Annotated in this window: 19 protein-coding genes; 13 read left to right on the top strand and 6 right to left on the bottom strand. The window is 61.2% G+C overall.

All coding sequences use genetic code 11. The features are described 5' to 3' along the window. The first annotated feature begins 97 nt into the window (after positions 1–97). From QNI81_RS03190 to QNI81_RS03180, 3 genes are read left to right on the top strand one after another with little or no spacing between them, the layout of a single operon-like run. On the top strand, positions 98–1,849 hold the full coding sequence (locus QNI81_RS03190; protein WP_283967346.1) for a TadE/TadG family type IV pilus assembly protein: 1,752 nt from the start codon (positions 98–100) through the stop codon (positions 1,847–1,849). Beyond that, a complete protein-coding gene (locus tag QNI81_RS03185; protein WP_168577455.1) occupies positions 1,846–2,394 on the top strand; it encodes a TadE/TadG family type IV pilus assembly protein in 549 nt (182 codons plus the stop codon). The genes QNI81_RS03190 and QNI81_RS03185 overlap by 4 nt, the downstream gene beginning before the upstream one ends. Positions 2,395–2,397: 3 nt before the next feature. Continuing rightward, positions 2,398–3,009 carry a TadE/TadG family type IV pilus assembly protein gene (locus tag QNI81_RS03180; protein ID WP_168577454.1) on the top strand — a complete coding sequence of 204 codons (612 nt, stop codon included), beginning with the start codon at positions 2,398–2,400 and terminating at the stop codon, positions 3,007–3,009. On the opposite strand, the gene QNI81_RS03175 is transcribed toward QNI81_RS03180, so the two are convergent. Both QNI81_RS03175 and QNI81_RS03170 read right to left on the bottom strand, forming a co-directional pair. Then, positions 2,963–3,559: a glyoxalase superfamily protein gene (locus tag QNI81_RS03175; RefSeq protein WP_283967345.1), complete on the bottom strand. Its 597-nt coding sequence runs from the start codon at positions 3,557–3,559 to the stop codon at positions 2,963–2,965. The genes QNI81_RS03180 and QNI81_RS03175 overlap by 47 nt on opposite strands. Further along, positions 3,556–4,950 carry an MATE family efflux transporter gene (locus QNI81_RS03170; protein WP_283967344.1) on the bottom strand — a complete coding sequence of 465 codons (1,395 nt, stop codon included), beginning with the start codon at positions 4,948–4,950 and terminating at the stop codon, positions 3,556–3,558. The genes QNI81_RS03175 and QNI81_RS03170 overlap by 4 nt, the downstream gene beginning before the upstream one ends. Before the next feature lie 354 nt (positions 4,951–5,304). Here QNI81_RS03170 and QNI81_RS03165 point away from each other — a divergent pair, with 354 nt between their 5' ends. Further along, positions 5,305–6,264, top strand: coding sequence for an SRPBCC family protein (locus QNI81_RS03165; RefSeq protein WP_283967343.1), 960 nt, complete (start codon positions 5,305–5,307; stop codon positions 6,262–6,264). Positions 6,265–6,266: 2 nt separating this feature from the next. Here QNI81_RS03165 and QNI81_RS03160 read toward each other — a convergent pair whose 3' ends face one another. Both QNI81_RS03160 and QNI81_RS03155 read right to left on the bottom strand, forming a co-directional pair. Then, positions 6,267–6,758, bottom strand: a complete 492-nt coding sequence (locus tag QNI81_RS03160; protein WP_165810803.1) for a hypothetical protein — start codon at positions 6,756–6,758, stop codon at positions 6,267–6,269. Positions 6,759–6,843: 85 nt separating this feature from the next. Next, entirely contained in the window at positions 6,844–7,494 is a 651-nt protein-coding gene (locus tag QNI81_RS03155) for a helix-turn-helix domain-containing protein (protein WP_009177141.1), read from the bottom strand. A 64-nt stretch (positions 7,495–7,558) separates the two neighbouring features. Here QNI81_RS03155 and QNI81_RS03150 point away from each other — a divergent pair, with 64 nt between their 5' ends. From QNI81_RS03150 to QNI81_RS03125, 6 genes are all read left to right on the top strand, one after another. Next, complete coding sequence (locus QNI81_RS03150) at positions 7,559–8,833, top strand: FAD-dependent oxidoreductase (RefSeq protein WP_283967342.1); 1,275 nt, start codon at positions 7,559–7,561, stop codon at positions 8,831–8,833. Positions 8,834–8,886: 53 nt separating this feature from the next. Further along, the gene (gene lhpI, locus QNI81_RS03145) at positions 8,887–9,822 is read left to right on the top strand and encodes a bifunctional Delta(1)-pyrroline-2-carboxylate/Delta(1)-piperideine-2-carboxylate reductase (RefSeq protein WP_168577450.1); all 936 of its coding nucleotides are present in this window, start codon (positions 8,887–8,889) and stop codon (positions 9,820–9,822) included. A gap of 100 nt (positions 9,823–9,922) precedes the next feature. After that, positions 9,923–11,377: a Na+/H+ antiporter NhaC gene (gene nhaC / locus QNI81_RS03140; protein ID WP_005644081.1), complete on the top strand. Its 1,455-nt coding sequence runs from the start codon at positions 9,923–9,925 to the stop codon at positions 11,375–11,377. 239 nt (positions 11,378–11,616) lie between these two features. Further along, on the top strand, positions 11,617–12,972 hold the full coding sequence (locus QNI81_RS03135) for a sigma-54-dependent transcriptional regulator (RefSeq protein WP_283967341.1): 1,356 nt from the start codon (positions 11,617–11,619) through the stop codon (positions 12,970–12,972). Positions 12,973–13,311: 339 nt separating this feature from the next. Beyond that, positions 13,312–15,033: an OFA family MFS transporter gene (locus QNI81_RS03130; protein WP_216014415.1), complete on the top strand. Its 1,722-nt coding sequence runs from the start codon at positions 13,312–13,314 to the stop codon at positions 15,031–15,033. Between the two features lie 170 nt (positions 15,034–15,203). Then, positions 15,204–16,115, top strand: a complete 912-nt coding sequence (locus QNI81_RS03125; RefSeq protein ID WP_283967340.1) for a pirin family protein — start codon at positions 15,204–15,206, stop codon at positions 16,113–16,115. Between the two features lie 302 nt (positions 16,116–16,417). On the opposite strand, the gene QNI81_RS03120 is transcribed toward QNI81_RS03125, so the two are convergent. Together QNI81_RS03120 and QNI81_RS03115 are read right to left on the bottom strand one after the other, a co-directional pair. Further along, positions 16,418–16,906 (bottom strand): GNAT family N-acetyltransferase, encoded by a 489-nt coding sequence (locus tag QNI81_RS03120; RefSeq protein ID WP_283967339.1) that lies wholly within the window; start codon positions 16,904–16,906, stop codon positions 16,418–16,420. A 5-nt stretch (positions 16,907–16,911) separates the two neighbouring features. Continuing rightward, the gene (locus QNI81_RS03115; RefSeq protein WP_046002414.1) at positions 16,912–17,499 is read right to left on the bottom strand and encodes a TetR/AcrR family transcriptional regulator; all 588 of its coding nucleotides are present in this window, start codon (positions 17,497–17,499) and stop codon (positions 16,912–16,914) included. A gap of 125 nt (positions 17,500–17,624) precedes the next feature. Between QNI81_RS03115 and QNI81_RS03110 the strand changes: the two genes are divergently transcribed. From QNI81_RS03110 to glpX, 3 genes are all read left to right on the top strand, one after another. Further along, positions 17,625–17,927, top strand: a complete 303-nt coding sequence (locus QNI81_RS03110) for a hypothetical protein (protein WP_165810808.1) — start codon at positions 17,625–17,627, stop codon at positions 17,925–17,927. A 96-nt stretch (positions 17,928–18,023) separates the two neighbouring features. Beyond that, positions 18,024–19,310: a homoserine dehydrogenase gene (locus QNI81_RS03105; protein ID WP_046002412.1), complete on the top strand. Its 1,287-nt coding sequence runs from the start codon at positions 18,024–18,026 to the stop codon at positions 19,308–19,310. Between the two features lie 180 nt (positions 19,311–19,490). Then, entirely contained in the window at positions 19,491–20,474 is a 984-nt protein-coding gene (gene glpX / locus QNI81_RS03100; protein ID WP_283967338.1) for a class II fructose-bisphosphatase, read from the top strand. Positions 20,475–20,490 lie beyond the last annotated feature (16 nt).

Genomic DNA, 20,490 nt, shown 5'->3' with positions numbered 1-20,490 from the left:
CCTTCGTCAACGAATAATAAAGAGTATTTTCATGTCCGCGTGCCTGCGCCTGCCTGTTGTGCGCCCCGCGCCCGCTGACCGAAGGAAAGAATGAACTATGAAGGTAAGCTTCTGGACTTCATCTGCCTTGACCGGACCGCAGCCGCGCCTGGGCTTTGTTGACGAATTGCGCGCGTTTCGCAGTGACGAAAGTGGTGTTCTCGCCAAGCCGATGATCATGATCCTCGTCTTGATGTTCGCGTTAGGCGGGCTGGGGATGGACCTTGTGCGCATGGAGCGCGACCGGACCAATCTGCAATATACGCTGGACCGTGCGGTGCTGGCGGCGGCCGATCTCGACCAGCCGCTGGACCCGGAAGCGGTGGTGATCGACTACATGTCGAAATCGGGTCTGGGTGAATATACAACCGTGGTTGTGCCCGAGGTCTCGCCCACCGCCAAACGCGTCAAGGCAAGCGTGGACACCGAATTCACCGCCGGGTGGATGAACAGCATCTTCTACGAAGACTACATGCGTAATCCAGACACCTATGAGCTGGAGCCGATTACACTGCCGCTGCTGGCGTCCTCGACTGCGGTGGAGAGCATCGGCAATGTGGAGATCTCTCTGGTGCTCGACGTCTCGGGTTCCATGCGCAGCAACAATCGTCTGGTGAACCTGAAGCGTGCCGCCAAGGAGTTCGTTCAGACCATGGACGACAACACCGAGGACGGCAAAATGTCGATCTCGATCGTACCCTATTCGACGCAAGTGTCGATGCCTGCGGCCTTTCTTGATGAGATGCGCGTCAGCGATGAGCACAGCTATTCGAATTGCATCAACTTCGACGGCTCCGATTTCAACACGACGGGCCTCAACCTGTCGCGCGAATATGAACGCACGATGCACTTCAGCGTCTGGAATTACAATGACTACCGCGACGACGATGAGCATGTGCGCCAGCCGACCTGTGCCTCTGACGCGGATAATCCAGAGCGCACGGCGCTGTTGATGTCAGATAACGTGGCACAGCTGCAAAGCTATATCGATGCCTTTGAGCATTCCGAGAACACATCCATCGATCTGGGCATGAAATGGGGAACCGCCCTGCTGGACCCCTCCGTGCAGCCGATTATCGCCACGCTTGCGAATGACGCCAACCCAAACCAGTCGATTGAAGCCCGCTACGCCAATCGCCCGGTATCCTATCAGGACACCGAAACGCTGAAGGTCATCGTGATGATGACCGATGGTCAAAACACCGCACAATATTACATCAAGAACGACTACCGCGAAGGTTTGACGCCGGTTTGGTACAACTCTGAAGAGAATGTATATTCCACCTACGACCCCAACCGGTACGGAAGCGATAAGTATTATTGGCACGATACTGGACAGTGGGAAGACCACCCCTTTGGCAATGGCACCTATGAAGAGACGTATTGCGACGGCAACTTGTATTACGGCAGATGTTATTACGGCTCTTGGAAGACAAGGACCGTCGAAGAACCCGGTGAAGCCCTGCAACTCAGCTATGCAGACCTCTTTGCCGAGACCTCTTTGCGATATCTCTACAGAGACCTCTTTGGCGATTGGATGAGCAACGCCAGTTGGTACTGGTACAACCGCCTCTACAGCTACGTCGGCGACAGCACCAAAGACTCCCGCACATTGGCGGTCTGTGATGCCGCTAAAGAGAAGGGGATTGTGGTCTTCACCATCGGTTTCGAAGCCCCCTGGAGAGGTCAGCAAGTCCTGCAATCCTGTGCGAGCTCCGCGTCCCACTACTATGATGTGGACGGGCTGGAGATCTCCGACGCCTTCGCATCGATCGCCTCTGCGATCCGCCAACTGAGGCTGACAGAATGATCTATCGAACCTCTATACCTGCACTGGTCCAAAAGTTCCGCCGCAACGAGGATGGCAATGCGACCATCGAGTTTGCTATTCTCTTCCCGCTGATGCTGATGGTGCTGTTTGCCGCGGTTGAGTTGGGTATGATCAACTACCGCCAGATCATGCTGGATCGCGCCATGGATATGACGGTGCGAGACATCCGGCTCGGCACCGGTGGCGATATGCAGCATGACGATATCCGCGACACCATTTGTGCCCGCTCGGGTTTTATCAAAATGGCGGAATGCAATGTGTCGCTGAAACTGGAGATGGTGCGTCTGGATCCCTTCAACTGGGGTGGCATTCCGCCACAAGCCGACTGCGTGGATAGCGTCGAGGAAGCCGATCCGTTGATCAACTTCACCAATGGTGGCTCTAACGACCTGATGTTCCTGCGCGCCTGTGCCAGTGTCGATGTGCTCTTCCCGAATTGGGGTCTTGGTGACGCGTTGCAGAAAGACGACGGCGGGCGCGTGAACCTCTACGCGTCCAGTGCCTTTGTTCAGGAGCCTCAGTGACCCATGTTCAGAAAAATCACACATAAGTTACAAGAGTTTCGCCGCAAAGAAGATGGCAATATCGCCCTTGAGGCCGCGCTGTATCTGCCGCTTTTGCTTGGGGTCTTTGCAGCGACCTACACGCTGTTTGACCTGTTCCGGCAGGAAACCGTCAACACCAAAGCCGCCTATACCGTATCGGACCTGATTTCCCGAGAGACGGCCGCGCTGAACGATGACTACATCGACAGTATCTACACGCTGGGCAAGCTGATGGCGCGGGCGGGTTCTGATATGTCGATGCGGGTCTCGGTGATCCGCTGGGATGCGGACGATGATCGCTATTATGTGGATTGGTCGGTGGAACGTGGCGATCAGATGGAGATCTGGACCGACGCCAATGTGACCGCACTCAACAACAAATTGCCCCTCATGCCCGATCAGGAACGGGTCATCGTGGTGGAAACGTGGAATGATGTGGAGCCTGCCTTCAGGCTTGAGGCGATCGGGGTCGGCAAGCGCGAGATCTATAACCTCGTCTTCACCCGCCCCCGCTTTGCATCCCAGGTGGCGTTTGAAGGCTCCGTGGTCAGCGATGGCTCCGTACATGACGACGACGACGACGCCGGCACGTGAGGTGATCTGTTGACGCGGCCTGTTTCGTCGGGCTGAGGCCGCCGCTCCTTATGGAGCGGCGGCCTTGCGTTTCAGTGCCCAGTTTAGCGTTCTGTTTGTGCCCTGTGTGTCCGCCGTAGACCTCCAGCACCAGATGCGGCACCCCGTCAGAGGTCTTTTCCCGACTGTAGCCCTCTGGCCCCACAACGGCCCTGACCCGGTGGCGCAGGTTTGAAAACCGCTCGGATGTGACCACGTCGACAGGGTGATCCAGTTCAAGCTCCACCTGCACCCAACCGGGATGCCCCTCGGCGGGGGTGGCGCGCAGGATACGGGCGGTAAACGGCTGCGACAGGTAGTGGCCGCTCACGTGATCACCCGTTGCATAGCTGCGCGCCTCGGACTGCGCCAATGTGGCGACGCAGGCGTTCCAATCGCGAAACCCCAGCTGCTGTGCGACATGTTCGAGCGCCGCGCTGTGGCTATGTATCTTGCCCGCCTGCGCCTGTTCGTTGCGCCATGCGCGCGCCATTGCCTTGGCCTCAGAGAGGATTGGGAGAGGCTGTCTCATGAGTTGCCCTCCGAAGCGCGGGTGGGGGCTGTATATCGCCGTCGGCCGTGTCTGCGCCGCAGGTCAATCAGCACCGACAGTGTGAGCAACAGCAGCGCCGCCTCCGCCAGGGGGGCGGCCAGCCAGATGCCTGTCTCTCCGAAATATGCCGCCAGCACGAAGGTCAGCGGGATCGAGAAGAGATAGGGTTTTGCCAGCCCCAAGAGCGCCGCTCGCGCCGCATCTCCGATGGCCTGAAAATGCATCGCCACCATCATCAGCGGCCCCGCCAGTACGAACAACCCGCCAAGGATCGGCAGAATGCGCGCAACCTGCGCGATGACGCTGGGGTCCGCAACAAACCAGCTCGCGATCTGCGCCGCACCCAAACTGAGCGTCGCCTGTGTCACCGCGCAGTAGATCAGCGCAATCCAGATGGCGAGCCGGAGGCTTTGACGCGCCCGCAGCCCCTCACCCGCACCATAGAGATTGCCGGTGATGCTTTGCATTGCATGCGACAGCCCCAGAAGCGGCAGGAAGGTGAAGGTCAAAAGCCGGGTGATCACCCCATAGGCGGTGAGGGTCTTTGCGTAATCTGGCGCCTCCACCCATTGCAGCGCCGCCATGATCGCCGCCGACCCCAAGGCGATGCCGATGAAATTGAGGCTTTGTGGCGCGCCGAGCGCCAGCATGCGCCCCCACCCTGCAATGAGGCTCTGTTGCCACAGGATCGCAGGGCGCAGCACGGTATTGCCGCGCAACCGGAACCCGAGGATCAGCGCGAGTGCCAAGGCCTGCGCCAGAGCGGTGCCCAGCGCCGAGCCTGCCACGCCCAGTTCGGCTTTGGCGATCAGCAGGTAGTTGAAGGCGATGTTGGAGAGCGAGACCACAAGGCTCATCAGCGCCATCAGCCCGGCGCGGCCCTCGTTGCGCAGCGCGTCGGAGTTGACCGACAGCACAAACAGCAGCGGCGTACAGCCCACGGTGATGCGCAGATAGGTGTGGCCCATGGCGGCCAGCGTGGCATCGCCCCCGGCAGCGGCCTGCGTCACCGTATCGCCCCAGAGCACAAAGGCCACCATCAGCGCCACCGCAACCGCCAGCGCCAGCCCGTGCGCGCCGGCATAATCCGCCTGCGCCGCTGGCACATCACCCGCACCGAGGTGCCTGGCAAGGCGGCTCGACATGCCGCTGGCCACCAGCGTCGCCAGCGCCACCACCAGCATATAGGCGGGAAACATCAAGGTGACGGCGGCCAGCGCCTCTGGCCCGACGAAATGCCCCAGAAACAGCGCATCGGCCACAGTGAGACACCCGTTCATCCCCATCACAAAGATGATGGGCAAGGCGGTTTTGGCATAGGTCGGACCCAATCGTCCGGTCAAAAAATGGTTGGTGGGGGAAGATGTCATATCCCCGATCTCCTCTTGCAAGAGTCGCGCAAGAACAGGATGGAGCCCGCATTACCACCCGCGCGATATGCGTGGAGGATGACCGATAGACAGAGATGTCCGCAGAACTTCACCAAGGCCAAAGGCCCGCGGGCGGCGGGGGTCTGCTCCCCTGCGCTATCGGATAGGCGGTGTCTTGAGGTGCGTCAAGTCCCGATGATCGCACCATTGGTCGCGTTCCCTCAGCCGCGTTTTTGGTTTAACCAAACAACGGGCGATGATCGTCTGGTTTTGCCTGAGTTATTTTCAGGCATCCGGCCCGCCCATAGCGAATTGAATTTTTCCTTGGTTTTTCGCGATCTACAGAAAGTCGTTATGGACATGCTCTCAAATTTACTTCGGATACTTGCGCCAGCCATTGTGCTGGTTGTTGGCGTATTGGGTCTTGCCGCCCTGAGCGTGTCCATGATCGATCCCGTGGGCTTTGGGTATCTGTTCGGCTTTCCTGCCTTGGCCGGTTTCATCATCATGTGGTTCCGCCCCAAGAATTCATTCAAGACCTTTGGCAAATCGGTTGCATGGTTGTTGTCCATCATGTTGTTGTCTGTGCTTGGCTCTTGGGTCAGTGGCCTTGAGGGGCTGATCTGCATCACGATTGCCCTTATCCCGATCCTGTTTGGCACATTGCTTGGGGGCGTTTTATATCTCTGCTATGACCGCTGGAAACAGCTCTCCAAGAGCACGCTGAGCGTTGCGAGCCTGCCGATATTGGCCATTGCTCTGGCCGACGTCATACCCGCAAATCCTGAAGTTTATCAAATCTCCAACAGCATACTGATAAATGCTCCGCCCGCTGTTGTATTTCAGATGTTGAAATCCATTCCCGACATCTCGCCAGACGAGGTGGAGACGCGCCCCACCCATTTGTTGGGCGTGCCCAAACCGACCGCAGCGGTGTGGGAAGAGGGGGAAAACGGTGCGGTGCGGCATTCCTACTGGAGCGATGAGGTGCATTTCCTTGAACGCATCACCGCATATGATCCTGCCCGCCGCATCGCATGGGATTTTGAGTTCCCCGAGGGCTGGGCCCCGGAGGGCATTGAGGATCAGCATGTCAAAGTTGGCGGACCCTATTTTGATGTCTTGCGCGGCGAGTATCTGCTTGAGGAAAAAGACGGCAAAACGCAGCTGACCCTGACCAGCTGGACCTTTGATGGATCAGGCATGGGGATTTACGCCGAATTTTGGCACAACTTCTTTTTTGACGATTTCCACGACGTGATCTTGCATGTGGTGAAGGCACGCACGGAGCGCGCTTGGTCCGAACAGTCCTAAATTCACCCCGCGTCGCGCTCTACCATCATGGCGGCGAGGATTTCGGTCATGGTCTTGGTCTGTGATCCCGGTGTGACGCCGCCGACGCCGATGCGGCGGCCCAGGCGCCACCACAGACCCGGATACCAGCACTTGTCACCGGCGGTTTTGCTGCGCATCAAAAACCCGTTTGAGGGTTTGAACGCGAAGAACCCGCGATCCAGATGTTGCAGGTCGCTGATACGGATGATCTCGGTGCCGTCAGAGCAGCGCAGCCCCTCGGCGGTCAGTTCAATCCGGTGGGCAGTGGCGTGCCACATGCGATAGCCCATCCAAAGCGCCCCACCCGCGACCAGCAGCAAGAACCCCTGCCACGCCAAACCGGGCGTGCTGATCATCGACAGATAGAGAAGCACCAGCCCCAAACCCACCAGCATGCCCACACCGATCACCCGGCGGGCGGGCGATGCTTCTACGGTGGCGAGGATTTCGCCGCGGTCCATCTGGCTGCTCATCTGTTGTTCTCCCTCAGATCCTTGGCGTCGGGTTAGCGAAAAATGCCGGGATCTAACAGTCCTTTTCGCACCTGCCGCACGGGGATCAGCTGAGCCCCCCCAGATGGGTGCAGGCCCAGAACACCCGCGCCTCATTCGGGCCGGTGCTGCGCACGCCGTGGCGCATGGTGCTGTCGTAATAGGCGCAGTCGCCCGCGCCGAGGATGACGGGTTCGTAATGTTCGACCATCAGTTCCACCTCGCCTTCGAGCACGAACAACAGCTCTTCGCCGTCGTGACGATCAAGATGAGCGGGCACGCTGTCGCCTGCGGCGCTGATGGTGCCGATCAGGGGGATGATCTTCTTGCCGGTGAGCCCGTTGCAGAGCACCTCATACTCATACACCTTGCCCTCGACCGAGCGCCCCTGCCCGGCGCGCGTGACCGTCAGCCGGGTGGTGCTGACCTCGTCTTCTGGCTCAGCGATGAGCTTCTCCAGCCCGACACCATAGCCCCGTGCGAGTCGCAGCAGATTCTCAAAACTCGGGGACACTTTGCCGTTTTCGATCTTGTAAATCGTCGAAACCGCAAGGCCCGTGCGCTCTGCGGCTTGTTCCAGCGTCATCCCAGCGGAACTGCGTAAGCCTTTGACACGCCTGCCGAGTTCAAGCCGGATCTGCTGCTTTTCACTGTCATCCAGCAATGCCGCTTGGACATCGGAGGAAAAGGGAGAGTCTTTTTTTGTTGTTTGGGACATGATTTTTCTTATTTTACCAAAAAATTGCCCATAGGCCGCGTGCCCGAGCTATTTGGATGAAAGTATGCATGACCAGCAGAAGCGTGGCCAGCGAATTGCCGTGATCGGAGCGGGGGTGGTCGGGATGGCCACCGCCTACCACCTCGCGGAACGCGGCCACCACGTGACCGTGATCGAGCGCGCAAAGGCCCCTGCCGAGGGCTGCAGCTTTGCCAATGCGGGGATCATTGCCGTCGGTCATGCCGAGAGCTGGGCCGGACCTGCCGCGCCTGCGCAAATGATACATGCTTTACTGGGCCGTACCCCGAGTGTGAAGATCAGCAAGCTGATGGACCCGCAGCTGTGGCGCTGGGGGCTGGCGTTCTTGCGTCAGTGTTCGGCGCGGGCGCATCGGGAAAATTCCGGCGCGATGGCGTGGCTGGCCCGCCATGGGCGGCAAGAGTTGCAGGCCTTGGAGCAAGCCACTGGGCTTGCTTTTGAGCAGGGGCATGACGGGGCCTATTATCTTTATGGGGAAGAGAGCGCCTTTGCCGCACGCAAGGCGTCGGATCATCTCGAAGGCTTCTCCCCCATGAGCGCCGAAGAACTGACCCAATGGGACCCGGCGCTGAAGGTTTATGGCGACAGGCTGAAAGGCGGGCTGTTGTCCTCGGTCGACAGTAAGGGCGATTGCCGCCGATTCACCAGAGCGCTGGCGCAGTGGCTGGAGCAGAACCGGCAGGTCACGTTCCACTATGGCGCAACGGTCACCGGGTTCGAGCGTGCACAGGGGCGCGTGTCGGCGGTGCAGACCACAAACGGGCCAGTGCCCTGCGATCAGGTGGTGATCGCGGCAGGTGTTGGCACGGTCGCGCTCGGCAAACAGTTAGGCGTGCGCCCGCTGATCTACCCGGTCAAAGGCTATTCGGCGACCTACCCGATACGGGATGGGGCGTATATGCCAGCCCGCCCGCTGGTCGATGAAACCAATCTGATCGCAGTCACCCGGCTGGGATCTTACCTGCGCGTCACCGCCATTGCCGAATTTGCGGGTCACGACAGCAGCCCCAACCCGGAGCGCGCGGCGTATCTGGATGACTATGTGGCGCGCCACTTTGGCTGCGCGGTCGAGTTGGATGCGGTCACACACTGGGCCGGTCTGCGCCCCACCACCCCCAGCGGGCGGCCTTATCTGGGCCGTGTGCGCACCCACAGAAATGTCTGGCTCAACGCCGGTCATGGCCAGCTTGGCTGGACCATGGCAGCGGGCGCAGGACAGCTCCTCGCCGAGCGGCTGCATGGCGCTCAATCTCCCTCATACGGCGTTTCCGAGACAGCCCGCTGGCTGATCGCCGCCTAGGCACGGGCGTTATCCGCCCGGCGCTGCCTCCTCTTCACAGTTAGGATCGCTCAATGAAAATTCTCGACCAGGAACAGACCCGCGCCGCCCTGCCTTATGCGGAATTGATTGATGCATTGGATCAGGGATTTTGCGGCGCGTATGAAGCGCCGCTGCGCCATCACCACTATCTGGAAAACGCCGGAGAAGAAGACGATGTGCTGCTGCTGATGCCGGCATGGCGTGCGGAGGGCTTTGGCGGCATCAAACTGGTCAATGTGGTGCCCGGCAATAGCAAACGTGGCCGCGCGGCGCTGTCGTCGAGCTATGTGTTGTTTGACCGCGAAACCGGCGCGCATTTGCTGCTGGCAGATGGCGGCGAGCTGACAGCGCGGCGCACCGCTGCGGCCTCAGCGCTGGCGGCACGGCGGCTGGCCCGCCCCGAGAGCGCCACGCATCTGATCATAGGCGCCGGGCGCGTGGGCTTTAATCTGGCGCAGGCCTACCGCGAGGTGCTGCCGATGACGCGCACGCTGGTCTATGACATCATGCCGGAAAATGCGGCGCGCACGGTGGCAAACCTGAACGAGATGGGCATTGCCGCCGAGGTCACCGAAAACGTCGAGGCCGCCGCAGCAGAGGCCGATGTGATCTCTTGCGCGACCCTGTCGCAGACACCGGTGCTGCAGGGCGCGTGGCTGCACCCCGGCCAGCACATCGACCTGATCGGCAGCTTTACTCCAACCATGCGCGAAGCGGACGACGCGGTGCTGACCCGTGCCACGGTCTATGTGGACACGATGGATGCGCTGGTGGAAAGCGGCGACATCAAGACCCCGCTGGAAACCGGCGTGCTCGTCGAAAGCGACATTCGCGCTACGCTCAAGGACCTGTGCGAAGGGGATCTGTCCCCGCGCCAGTCGCCAGAGGAAATTACCCTTTTCAAAGGGGTCGGTACCGCGATTGAAGATCTGTCGGCCGCAATACTCGCCTACAGATCCACCAGCTGATCCCAAAGAGACGACAACCGGCACCGGACCCCGCTGCACTCGGTGATGCCCTCATCGAGGCCAGGTCACGGTTCGCCACCCAACAGAGAGGACATGTTTCATGCCATTACAAAAAACGGACGTTCGTCCATCAATCGGTCTGGCGCTGCTGCCGATTGTGCTGACGCTCGGCATCCTTGGGGTGCAGATCTTTTATTTTGGGGATTTCACCCCGCATATCCCGCTGGCCATTGGTATCGCGCTGACGGCCGTCGTGGGCCTGATCGAAGGCCTGAGCTGGGATGAGATCGAAAAAGGCGCATTCCATGTGATCGCGGTCTCCTTTCCCGCCGTCTCGGTTCTGATCCTTGTCGGCATGATCGTCGGCACATGGATCGCCTCGGGTACGGTTCCGACATTGATCTATTACGGGCTGTCGCTGCTGTCGCCGCAGCTGTTTCTGGCTGCGGGCATGATCCTGTGTTCCATCGTCTCATTGGCGCTTGGGACAAGCTGGGGCACCGTGGGCACCGTGGGTCTGGCGCTCATGGGCATTGGCGAAGGCTTTGGCATTCCTGCCTATTGGACCGCAGGCGCGGTGGTTTCGGGGGCCTTCTTTGGCGATAAAATCTCGCCCCTGTCGGACACCACCAACCTTGCGCCCGCCGTGACCGATACGCAGCTGTTTGACCATATCCGCAACATGCTGCCGACCACCGTTCCGGCCATGCTGATTGCGCTGGCGATCTATACGGTGATGGGCTTCAACCTTGGCGAAGGGGAGCCGTCCTTTGAACGGATCGAGAGCTTTAAGACCGCGCTGGATGGCTCCTTTGACATCACGCCCTGGCTCTTGTTGCCCGCGCTTCTGGTGATCGGGCTTGCGATGATGAAGATGCCCGCAATCCCGACGCTGTTCATTGGTGTCGTGGTGGCTTCGCTGATCGCGATCTTTGTGCAGGGCGCATCGGTGCATGACGTCTTTACTTATGCCAACTACGGCTACTCGGTTGAAACCGGGGTGGAGGCGATGGACGCGCTGATGAACCGGGGGGGCATTCAGTCGATGATGTGGACCATCTCGTTGATCCTGATTGCGCTTGGTTTTGGTGGCGCGCTGGAGCGCACAGGCTGTCTGGCCGCGATCATTGAGCTGCTGACCAAGCGGGTGAAGACCATCGCGGGCGTGCAGACCTCGGCGATCCTGTCGTCGATGGCAACCAACACCGTGGCAGGCGACCCCTATCTGTCGATTGCGCTGCCGGGTCGGATGTTCAAGCCGGTCTATGACCGTATCGGCTATTCGCGCCTGAACCTTGCCCGCGCCACCGAAGAAGGCGGCACCATCATTTCGCCGCTGATCCCGTGGAACGCAGGCGGTGCCTTTGTGATCTCGGCGCTGGCGCTGGGGATCTCGGAGGGCAAGATGGAGAACCTTCTCTATATCCCTCTGTCCTTTGCCTGCTGGCTGGCGCCGGTGTTTGGCATCTTCTACGCATGGACGGGTTTCTTCACGCCCACGGCCGAAGAGACCGGCGAGGTCGCACCGGACGCAGCCCAGCGCCCGGCGGAGTAAGCTCTGACAAGATTGCTCCCGGCTATGACCGGGAGCAATCACCCCCTGCGGATTTTGCCCAAATGACGGGCAGCCACGCATTTTTCGAACATCCCCGCCTGACGCTTTGTCTGTGCTGAACGCCTTTGCTGTGATGCGCTCAGGTCTGCCTGTTCGCCTTGTCGTTGAAAAACACGCTTGCCAGCACCGCCCCGTCACGATTTGATGCCTCGACACTGCAGCGAGGAGGAGGCGCGGGCATGGAGGTGATGGAGCGCCCGGAGACAAGCGAGCCTTTGGCGCGCGCGCAGATCCTTGTTGTCGATGACGAGCCGGGGATGCGCAATTTCCTCGTGAAGACGCTGCGCCCGCTGTGCCGGGGCGTCGATGAGGCCGCAACCGCCGCAGAAGCCGAACAATGTCTCGCGCGCCAGCACTACGATGTGATGCTGCTCGATAACATAATGCCCGGCACCAAAGGGCTGGACTGGCTGGCAGAGCGACAGCGCACCGGGGGCTTTACCGAAACCATCATGATCACCGCCTATGCGGATTTTCACATCGCGCTAGAGGCCCTGCGGGCGGGGGCTTCGGATCTGGTCCTCAAACCCTTTCGCTCAAATCAGATCGTCAATTCACTGCGGCGCAGCCTTGAGGTGGCGCAGCTGAAGCGCGAAAATCAGGCGTTGCGCCGGGCGCTGGCGCAATCTGACCCCGGCAGCCGCCGCACAGACCTGATCGGCAGTTCTGCCGCCATTTCAGACGTACGGGCAGTGCTGGAACGGGTGGCGCAGCTCAAGACACCCGTGCTGATCACCGGTGCCTCTGGCACGGGCAAGGAAGTTGCCGCACGCCACCTGCACAAACGCTCTGCCCGCGCGGATGCGCCTTTTGTGGCGATCCATTGCGGCGCGATCCCCACCGAGATGATTGAGGTCGAATTGTTTGGCCATGCCCCCGGTGCCTTTCCCGGTGCGCAGGGTGCGCGCGAGGGGCTGCTGGCCTCCGCGCAGGGCGGTACGGTGTTTCTGGACGATATGGCGGAACTCAGCGCCCATGCGCAAACCGCCCTGTTGCGCGTTCTCGAGGATGGGGTGATCCGCCCGGTCGGATCAGAGCGCGACGTGCAGCTGGATCTGCGCTTTGTGATGTCCTCGGCGCGGTCGCTGCAACATGCGGTTGCAGAAGGCCGGTTCCGTCGCGATCTTCTGTATCGGATCAATGTGGTCGAATTGGACATGCCGCCGCTCAAACTGCGTGGCGCGGATGTGGTGGATCTGGCGGAGCTGTTCCTCTCTGAGATTGCCAGCACCATGGGTGTGCCGCCACTGGAAATCCCTCCCGGCGTGCGCTCGGCCATGTTGCGCTATGACTGGCCCGGCAATATCCGCGAGCTGCGCAATTTTGTGGAACGCGCCCTGATTTTTGGCCGCTTCCCCGCCGCCATTGGTGAAGACCATGGCCATAATGCCGAGATTGCCCCGCTGGAGGATGTGGAGCGCCGCGAGATCCTGCGCGCGCTCGAACTGGTGGGGGGCAATCGCACAGAGGCCGCACGACGGCTAGGTGTGTCGCGCAAGACCATAGACCGCAAATGCGCCACTTGGGGGCTGTGAGTCCTGCATCGCGCGCCCGAACCGCATCTGGGTGCGCTGCGCCCAATCTGCGTATTTCCGACTAAAAACAGCGAAAAAACGCAAAAACTGCAAAACCGGACAAACTAACCCGGTTTTCCCGCAGACACGGCCCACCCGCAGGACAATTTGTCTCAAACTGCGCCATATGACCGCCTCCTAAAGGACAGAAAATATACATAAGCAATTGTTATTGCTAATAAATTATTTGACATCGCAAGTTTCCACCTGCCTTTCTCCCTCTCACATGCGGCCGCGTGCATGAGGAGGCACGACCGCAGAGCGAACAGCCTGAGCTTAGGCCATAAGGGAGGAAACCACATGAGCACCGCACAAGGTGGCGCATTGTCATTTCTGCGCAAGGAACACATCGTCGCAGAGCCGGGATTTAACCGCTGGCGGGTGCCGCCCGCATCCATTGCCATTCATCTCTGCATTGGCTCTGTCTATGCATGGTCGGTCTTCAACCCGCCGCTGACGCGCGAGTTGGGGGTGCTGGCCTCCAGCGCGGAGGACTGGAGCCTCAGCTCGGTGGTCTGGATCTTCTCGGTCGCCATCGTGTTCCTCGGGCTTGCCGCGGCTTTTGCCGGCAAATGGCTCGAAGAGGTCGGCCCCCGCATGGTGGGCGTCGTTGCGGCGTTTCTCTGGGGCGGTGGCTTTATTTTGGGCTCGTTTGGCATCTCCACCCATCAATTGTGGTTGGTCTACATCGGCTATGGCGTGCTGGGTGGCTGCGGTCTGGGCCTTGGCTACGTGTCCCCGGTATCCACGCTGCTGCGCTGGTTCCCGGACCGGCGTGGTATGGCCACCGGCATGGCGATCATGGGCTTTGGCGGCGGCGCAATGATTGCCGCCCCGGTCAAGGGCTGGTTGCTGGGTCTTTATCAAAAAGCACCCGAATTCCTCGGCTCCTCGGACACGGTGCAAACCATCGTCGAGGGCGGTCGTGTCTTTGCAGAGACTGCCACCGGGCGGCTGGAGGTGGTGGTGGCCACTGCCACGCAGGCCGCGAGCTTTGGTGGCGAGGCAGGCGTCTATGTGGTGGGCACCGGCAACACGGGTGCCGCGCAGACTTTCATGACCCTTGGCGTGGTCTATTTCGTGGTGATGATCCTCGCCTCGTTCCAGTACCGCGTCCCTGCAAAAGACTGGAAGCCCGCAGGATGGGACCCCAAGCCCGTGGCCTCCGGCATGGTGTCGCAGAACAACGTCCATATCGACCAGGCCCTGAAGACGCCGCAGTTCTGGCAGCTCTGGGTGATGCTGTGCTTTAACGTGACCGCAGGCATCGGGGTGATCGGCGTGGCCAAGACCATGATGTCAGAGATCTTCGGCTCGGTGATGCCCTTGGTGGTGACGGCAGCGTTTGCATCGACTTACGTGCTGATGATTTCGGTCTTCAACATGGTGGGTCGTTTCTTCTGGGCCTCCACCTCCGATTACATCGGGCGCAAGGCCACCTATATGTGCTTCTTCGTCTTGGGCACGCTGCTCTACCTGTCGATCCCCTATTTCGCGAGCGCAGTGGCCACCAACCCGTCACTGATCTATCTGATCGGCTTTTATGCGGCGACGATGATTATCTTCTCCATGTATGGCGGCGGCTTTGCCACCATTCCGGCCTATCTCGCGGATATGTTCGGCACCATGCATGTGGGCGGCATCCATGGGCGCCTGCTGACCGCGTGGTCCACCGCTGGCGTGCTGGGGCCGCTGGCGATCACATCGCTAAGGCAGATGTCGGTGACCAGCGCAATCGAGGATCTGGCGACCCGCGTCGACCCGGCGGCTTTTGCGGCGAAATTCGGCGCACCGCTGGCGCAACTGGATCAATTGGTTGCGGCCAAGACCGTGACCATCGCCAAGCTGATGGAGATCGCGCCCGCAGGCACCATCGACCCGACGCCTTCGCTTTATAATACCACGATGTATTGCATGGCGGCGCTGCTGGTGGTGGCCTTTGTCGCCAATCTTGTGATGCGCCCGGTACGGGAACATCACCACCATGATGAGCCGGAACTGCAGGTGGTCGCGGGCGAATAACCGCAGACACATGTCACGACCCAACAGGGGCAGGATCATCCTGCCCCTTTTTTATGCAGACCCTTGCGCCTGCCCTGCATTCACGCACAGACCCGGTGAGTCTGCGCAGATTTTACCCAAGGCCCGATCCTCCTATCTATGAGCCACACCCTCTCATCAGGAGAAGTCTCATGTCCCTGCGTCCCATTCTGGAAAAACGCGCCGCACAGCCCACATTGGAGGGCGCAGGTGTGCATCTGCACCGCGCTTTCGGGTTTCAGGACCCAAGCGAGCTTGATCCCTTCCTGTTGTTTGACGATTTCCGCAACGATCACCCGGAGCTCTACCAACAGGGGTTCCCATGGCATCCCCATCGCGGCATCGAGACGATCACCTATGTGCTGGAAGGCTCTGTCGAACATGGCGACAGCCTCGGCAACACCGGCACCCTGGGTGCGGGCGATGTGCAGTGGATGACCGCCGGATCCGGCATCCTGCATCAGGAGATGCCCAGCGGGAACACCAAGGGCCAGATGCACGGCTTTCAGCTCTGGGGCAACCTGCCCGGCAGCCAGAAGATGTGCGCGCCGCGCTATCAGGACGTACAAGGCAAGGACATCCCCGAGGTGATCGACGACGACGGCACCCGTGTGAAGGTGATCGTGGGCGAATTTTGGGGCGAGCGCGGCCCGGTCGACGGTATTGCAGCCGATCCGCAATATCTCGATGTCTATGTGCCTGCAGGCGTGAAGAAAACGTTCAAGATCGACACCTACCGCCGCGCCTTCGCCTATGTCTTTGACGGTCAGGCGGCCTTTGCCGATGCCTCGCGTCCCACCGGCGTGCTGCTGGAAAAAGAGGTCGCAGGCCAGGAGGTCAACATCCGCGACATGTCCGGCGACCGCACGCTGGTGCGCTTTGGCACCGGCGATGAGATCACCGTGCAAGCGGGCCCCGAGGGCGTGCGCTTCCTGCTGATCTCCGGCGCGCCCATCGAGGAACCCGTGGCCTGGCACGGCCCCATCGTGATGAACACGCAGGCCGAGCTGCAAAAGGCCTTTGCCGAACTGCGCAACGGGACATTTATAAGGCCCGCCCACTGACCGGGAAAACCGGTATCTCCTGCCCCTGCGAGCGGCGCGCTGAGGCCGCTCGCCCGAAATACGCCACAACAGGCGCGGATCGGGTCAAGGGGGCCAGAGGCCCCGCCCGGCACGGGCGGCGTGCCCTTGACGCGCCCAACCTCATCACACTTGAAAGCGGCTCCTGAGGGCAGACCTGCCCCTCAGGACCATCTCAGCAGCCTTGTTTTAAAACGCCAGCGCCAGACACTCTGGCCTGTAAACAGCCATCACCTCGCCCCCAGCAGAATAAAAGCGCGTGGAAGCGCTCCGCTTGGCCCCTCTCAGCCGCGCTGCGCATCCCAGATATAGGTGAGTTCACCTGCCTCGCTCGCCTCTCCCGGAACAAAACCGCATTTCTGCAGCACACGGGCAGAGGCGGCGTTGTCCGCCATCACACCACCGGACAGGACCACAAGCTGGCCACGATACAAGTCCTGAAGCGCGCGCAGCATTTCGCTGGCATATCCCTGCCCCCAGGCCGCCCGGACAAAGAGATAACCGAGATGACGCAGGCGATTTCCCGCAGCCCCATGCGACAGGATCAGCAGACCGATGGCGTCACCGCCCCGGGTTGCCAGCACCACGGGCTCTGCCTCCTGCTGCACCCCGTCCAGCAGCGCGCAGCGTGCGGCATCCGTCTCCAGTCCCTGAAAGCAGTCCGGCAGATAGGCAACCACTTCGGGTTCGAACAGCGCTTCGCGATCCTGTGGCGACAGTCGCGCGACGGGAACCGCCCGCAACCGCTCCGACTGCAAGTCCAATAGTGCCATGTGGCCTACACCCCGACCGACTTGCGCACCATGTCCCAATAGAGCGTCTCCACCTCCACCAAAGACAGCCGCCCGCCGTCGCGATACCACGTCAAAACCCCGTTCAGCATCGCAATCACCGCAAGGGCCGCGATCTTGGTGTCGGGCACCTGAAACAGCCCTTGCGCGACGCCAGCCTTCAGGATGCCCTCCAGCTGGTCCTCATAGGCGCGGCGACGGTCTTCGATCTTGGCAAAGTTCTCTTCCGTCAGGTTACGCAGCTCCATATAGGCGATAAAAACCGCATCCGGGCGCTCCAGATTGTAGCGGATGTGAAACCGCACGAACCCCTCAAGCTGCCCCATCACATCGACCGGTACCTCTTCTGCGGCCCATGCGGACAGCAAGCCCTCCATATGCGCCTGCATCAGGTCGAACAGCAGGCTCTGCTTGTCGGCGGTATAATTATAAAGCGCCCCGGCCTGCACCCCGACCGCGCCCGCAATCTGGCGCATGGACACCGCAGCATAGCCGTGCCGGGCGAACAGCTCTTGCGCCGCCGCGCGGATGCGGGGGCCGGTGAATTCGGAATGAGAACCTTGCGTACGTGCCATAGACCCAAGGTATCTGAACATCTGTTCAGATAAAAGCACCATGGCGTGCTGCGCGGATTAACTTGTACCCTTAGGCGCATTTGTGCATCAAGGGCGAAACCTCAGACAGAAGATTTGGGACTTTCATGCCTGCCAGACAGACCGCCTTGATGCGAATGACACCCGCGCCCCGACTGGCGCGCCTGACGGTGCTGTCGGCCTGTGCCCTCCTGAGCGTATCGGCCGCCTGCTCGCGCGTGCCTCAGCTTGAAGACCGCCTGCCTGCGGATTTGCGCAGCCAGCCCTACCCTGAACTGCTGCCGCTGGACACCGCGCTGGCGCAAGAGCCGCTGCCGGAAGAGGAAAGCGCCGAACTCTCGGATGCGCTGGATGCCCGCGCGGACCGGTTGCGCAGACGGGCTGAGGCGCTGCGCCGCCGCCAGCCCTAAGCCTCGCGTTCACCGTGTTGAACATTGCACCACCGGGCCAGAGCCGCTAAGGCGACATCGAACCCATAGACCGTCAAGACAATAAGGACCTCCACTATGACTGAACCGCTTCGACTGGGGATTGCAGGTTTGGGCACGGTCGGCATTGGCGTGGTGAAAATCATTCGCCGCCATGCTGCCCTGTTGGAGGCACGAACTGGTCGTCCGGTGGTCATCACCGCCGTCTCTGCCCGCGACGCCACTAAGGATCGCGGCGTGTCGCTCAAGGATTACGCCTGGGAGACCGACCCGGTCGCACTCGCGACCCGCGATGACGTGGATGTGTTTGTCGAGTTGATGGGCGGCCACGAAGGCCCCGCCAAGCTTGCAACCGAAGCAGCACTTGCCGCAGGCAAGGATGTGGTCACCGCCAACAAGGCGCTTCTGGCCATTCACGGTCAGGCCTTGGCCGAACAGGCCGAGGCCAACGGCCGCGTGATCCGCTTTGAGGCCGCTGTTGCGGGCGGCATCCCGGTGATCAAGTCCCTGACCGAGAGCCTTGCAGGCAATGAAATCACCCGCGTCATGGGCGTGATGAACGGCACCTGCAACTACATCCTGACCCAGATGGAAGCCACGGGCCGGGGCTATAACGCCCTCTTTGAGGAATGCGGCCAGCTTGGTTATCTTGAGGCGGACCCGCTGTTGGATGTGGGCGGTATTGATGCGGGGCACAAACTGGCGCTTCTGGCCTCCATCGCCTTTGGCACCAAACCCGCCTTTGATGATGTAAAGCTCGAAGGCATCCAGCGCATCGCCATTGAGGACATCCGCCACGCCGCCGACATGGGCTACCGGATCAAGCTTTTGGGTGTGGCGCAGCGCTCGGCCCGCGGGCTGGAGCAGCGCATGACCCCCTGTCTGGTGCCTGCGGACTCGCCGCTGGGGCAGCTTGAGGGCGGCACCAATATGGTGGTGATCGAAGGTGATGCCATCGATCAGGTTGTGCTGCGCGGCCCCGGTGCGGGTGAAGGCCCCACCGCAAGTGCCGTGATGGGCGATGTCTTGGACATCGCGCGCGGCTTGCGGATTGCCACCTTTGGCCAGCCCGCAACCACCCTCTCTGAGGAACCCGCCGCCCAGACCGGCCTGCCTGCGCCCTACTACGTGCGTATGGCCTTGCAGGACAAACCCGGCGCGCTGGCCAAAGTGGCCGCAGCCCTCGGCGATGCGGGCGTGTCGATCCACCGGATGCGCCAGTATGACCACGCGACCACTGTCGCGCCGGTGCTGATCGTGACCCACAAATGCACCTCCACCATGCTGGAACAAGCGCTAGAGGCGCTGGCAGCCACTGGCGTGGTCGAAGGCGCGCCCGTGGCGCTGCGCATCGAAGAACTGTGACATTGCTGCCCTAGAATGGGCCTATGCGGACCGGCGGCTGGCAACGCGCCGCTGATCCGCGCAACTGAGACGCAAAAGACGTGTTGTTAGCGACACCACCGCTGCCATGGCCTTGCCCCTCCGGGGGCGGGCGGGCTATGCCGGGTTGGATCGCGCAAGTTTGAGATAGGAATATTGGGAATGACATCGACCACCGCCGACGCGCCGTTTCATGATCGCCTGCTGTCCCTGGGCCTCGCCCGGGTTGCGGAACAGGCCGCTCTGGCCTCTGCCCCGCTGATCGGACGCGGCGACGAGAAGGCCGCAGACCAGGCCGCCGTAAACGCCATGCGCGAGCAGCTGAACCTTCTGGATATCGCTGGCACCGTCGTGATCGGCGAAGGCGAGCGCGACGAGGCGCCGATGCTTTATATCGGCGAGGAAGTGGGCACCGGCAACGGTCCCGGCGTCGATATTGCGCTGGATCCGCTGGAAGGCACCACGCTGACCGCCAAGGACATGCCCAACGCGCTCACCGTGATCGCCATGGGGCCGCGTGGCTCCATGCTGCATGCGCCCGACACCTATATGGACAAGCTGGCGGTGGGTCCGGGTTACCCTGAGGGCGTGGTCTCGCTCGATATGTCCCCGCGCGAACGGGTCGAGGCGCTGGCCAAAGCCAAGGGCTGCGCGCCCTCGGATATCACCGTCTGCATTCTGGAACGCCCCCGCCACGAGGCGATGATCGCCGAGGTGCGCGAAACCGGCGCGTCGATCCGCCTGATCACCGATGGTGATGTCGCGGGTGTCATGCACTGCGCCGAGGCCGAAACCACCGGCATCGACATGTATATGGGTCAAGGCGGCGCGCCTGAAGGTGTGCTGGCGGCGGCCGCGTTGAAATGCATGGGTGGTCAGATCTTTGGCCGTCTGCTGTTCCGCAATGACGATGAAAAAGCCCGCGCCGCCAAGGCCGGTATCACCGATCTGGACCGCATCTATGCCCGTGACGAGATGGTCACGCAGGATGTGATCTTTGCCGCCACTGGCGTCACCGGTGGCTCGCTGCTGCCGCGCATCAAGCGCGAGCCGGGCTGGGTCGAGACCACCACGCTGTTGATGCGCTCCAAGACCGGCTCGGTGCGCCGCATGACCTACCGCACGCCGCTGAGCGCGCATCAGTAATCCTGATCGGACCACG

The organism is Tritonibacter sp. AK171 (assembly GCF_030127025.1).
In the GTDB taxonomy this organism is placed as follows: Bacteria; Pseudomonadota; Alphaproteobacteria; order Rhodobacterales; family Rhodobacteraceae; genus Epibacterium; species Epibacterium mobile.
This window is presented reverse-complemented; position numbering and strand designations above follow the sequence as displayed.

What these genes read in the sequence shown, in the direction of transcription:
- QNI81_RS03190 (WP_283967346.1), top strand. Translation starts at nt 98, where the DNA reads ATGAAGGTAAGCTTCTGGACTTCATCTGCCTTGACCGGACCGCAGCCG.
- QNI81_RS03185 (WP_168577455.1), top strand. Translation starts at nt 1,846, where the DNA reads ATGATCTATCGAACCTCTATACCTGCACTGGTCCAAAAGTTCCGCCGC.
- QNI81_RS03180 (WP_168577454.1), top strand. Translation starts at nt 2,398, where the DNA reads ATGTTCAGAAAAATCACACATAAGTTACAAGAGTTTCGCCGCAAAGAA.
- QNI81_RS03175 (WP_283967345.1), bottom strand. Translation starts at nt 3,559, where the DNA reads ATGAGACAGCCTCTCCCAATCCTCTCTGAGGCCAAGGCAATGGCGCGC.
- QNI81_RS03170 (WP_283967344.1), bottom strand. Translation starts at nt 4,950, where the DNA reads ATGACATCTTCCCCCACCAACCATTTTTTGACCGGACGATTGGGTCCG.
- QNI81_RS03165 (WP_283967343.1), top strand. Translation starts at nt 5,305, where the DNA reads ATGGACATGCTCTCAAATTTACTTCGGATACTTGCGCCAGCCATTGTG.
- QNI81_RS03160 (WP_165810803.1), bottom strand. Translation starts at nt 6,758, where the DNA reads ATGAGCAGCCAGATGGACCGCGGCGAAATCCTCGCCACCGTAGAAGCA.
- QNI81_RS03155 (WP_009177141.1), bottom strand. Translation starts at nt 7,494, where the DNA reads ATGTCCCAAACAACAAAAAAAGACTCTCCCTTTTCCTCCGATGTCCAA.
- QNI81_RS03150 (WP_283967342.1), top strand. Translation starts at nt 7,559, where the DNA reads ATGCATGACCAGCAGAAGCGTGGCCAGCGAATTGCCGTGATCGGAGCG.
- lhpI (WP_168577450.1), top strand. Translation starts at nt 8,887, where the DNA reads ATGAAAATTCTCGACCAGGAACAGACCCGCGCCGCCCTGCCTTATGCG.
- nhaC (WP_005644081.1), top strand. Translation starts at nt 9,923, where the DNA reads ATGCCATTACAAAAAACGGACGTTCGTCCATCAATCGGTCTGGCGCTG.
- QNI81_RS03135 (WP_283967341.1), top strand. Translation starts at nt 11,617, where the DNA reads ATGGAGGTGATGGAGCGCCCGGAGACAAGCGAGCCTTTGGCGCGCGCG.
- QNI81_RS03130 (WP_216014415.1), top strand. Translation starts at nt 13,312, where the DNA reads ATGAGCACCGCACAAGGTGGCGCATTGTCATTTCTGCGCAAGGAACAC.
- QNI81_RS03125 (WP_283967340.1), top strand. Translation starts at nt 15,204, where the DNA reads ATGTCCCTGCGTCCCATTCTGGAAAAACGCGCCGCACAGCCCACATTG.
- QNI81_RS03120 (WP_283967339.1), bottom strand. Translation starts at nt 16,906, where the DNA reads ATGGCACTATTGGACTTGCAGTCGGAGCGGTTGCGGGCGGTTCCCGTC.
- QNI81_RS03115 (WP_046002414.1), bottom strand. Translation starts at nt 17,499, where the DNA reads ATGGCACGTACGCAAGGTTCTCATTCCGAATTCACCGGCCCCCGCATC.
- QNI81_RS03110 (WP_165810808.1), top strand. Translation starts at nt 17,625, where the DNA reads ATGCCTGCCAGACAGACCGCCTTGATGCGAATGACACCCGCGCCCCGA.
- QNI81_RS03105 (WP_046002412.1), top strand. Translation starts at nt 18,024, where the DNA reads ATGACTGAACCGCTTCGACTGGGGATTGCAGGTTTGGGCACGGTCGGC.
- glpX (WP_283967338.1), top strand. Translation starts at nt 19,491, where the DNA reads ATGACATCGACCACCGCCGACGCGCCGTTTCATGATCGCCTGCTGTCC.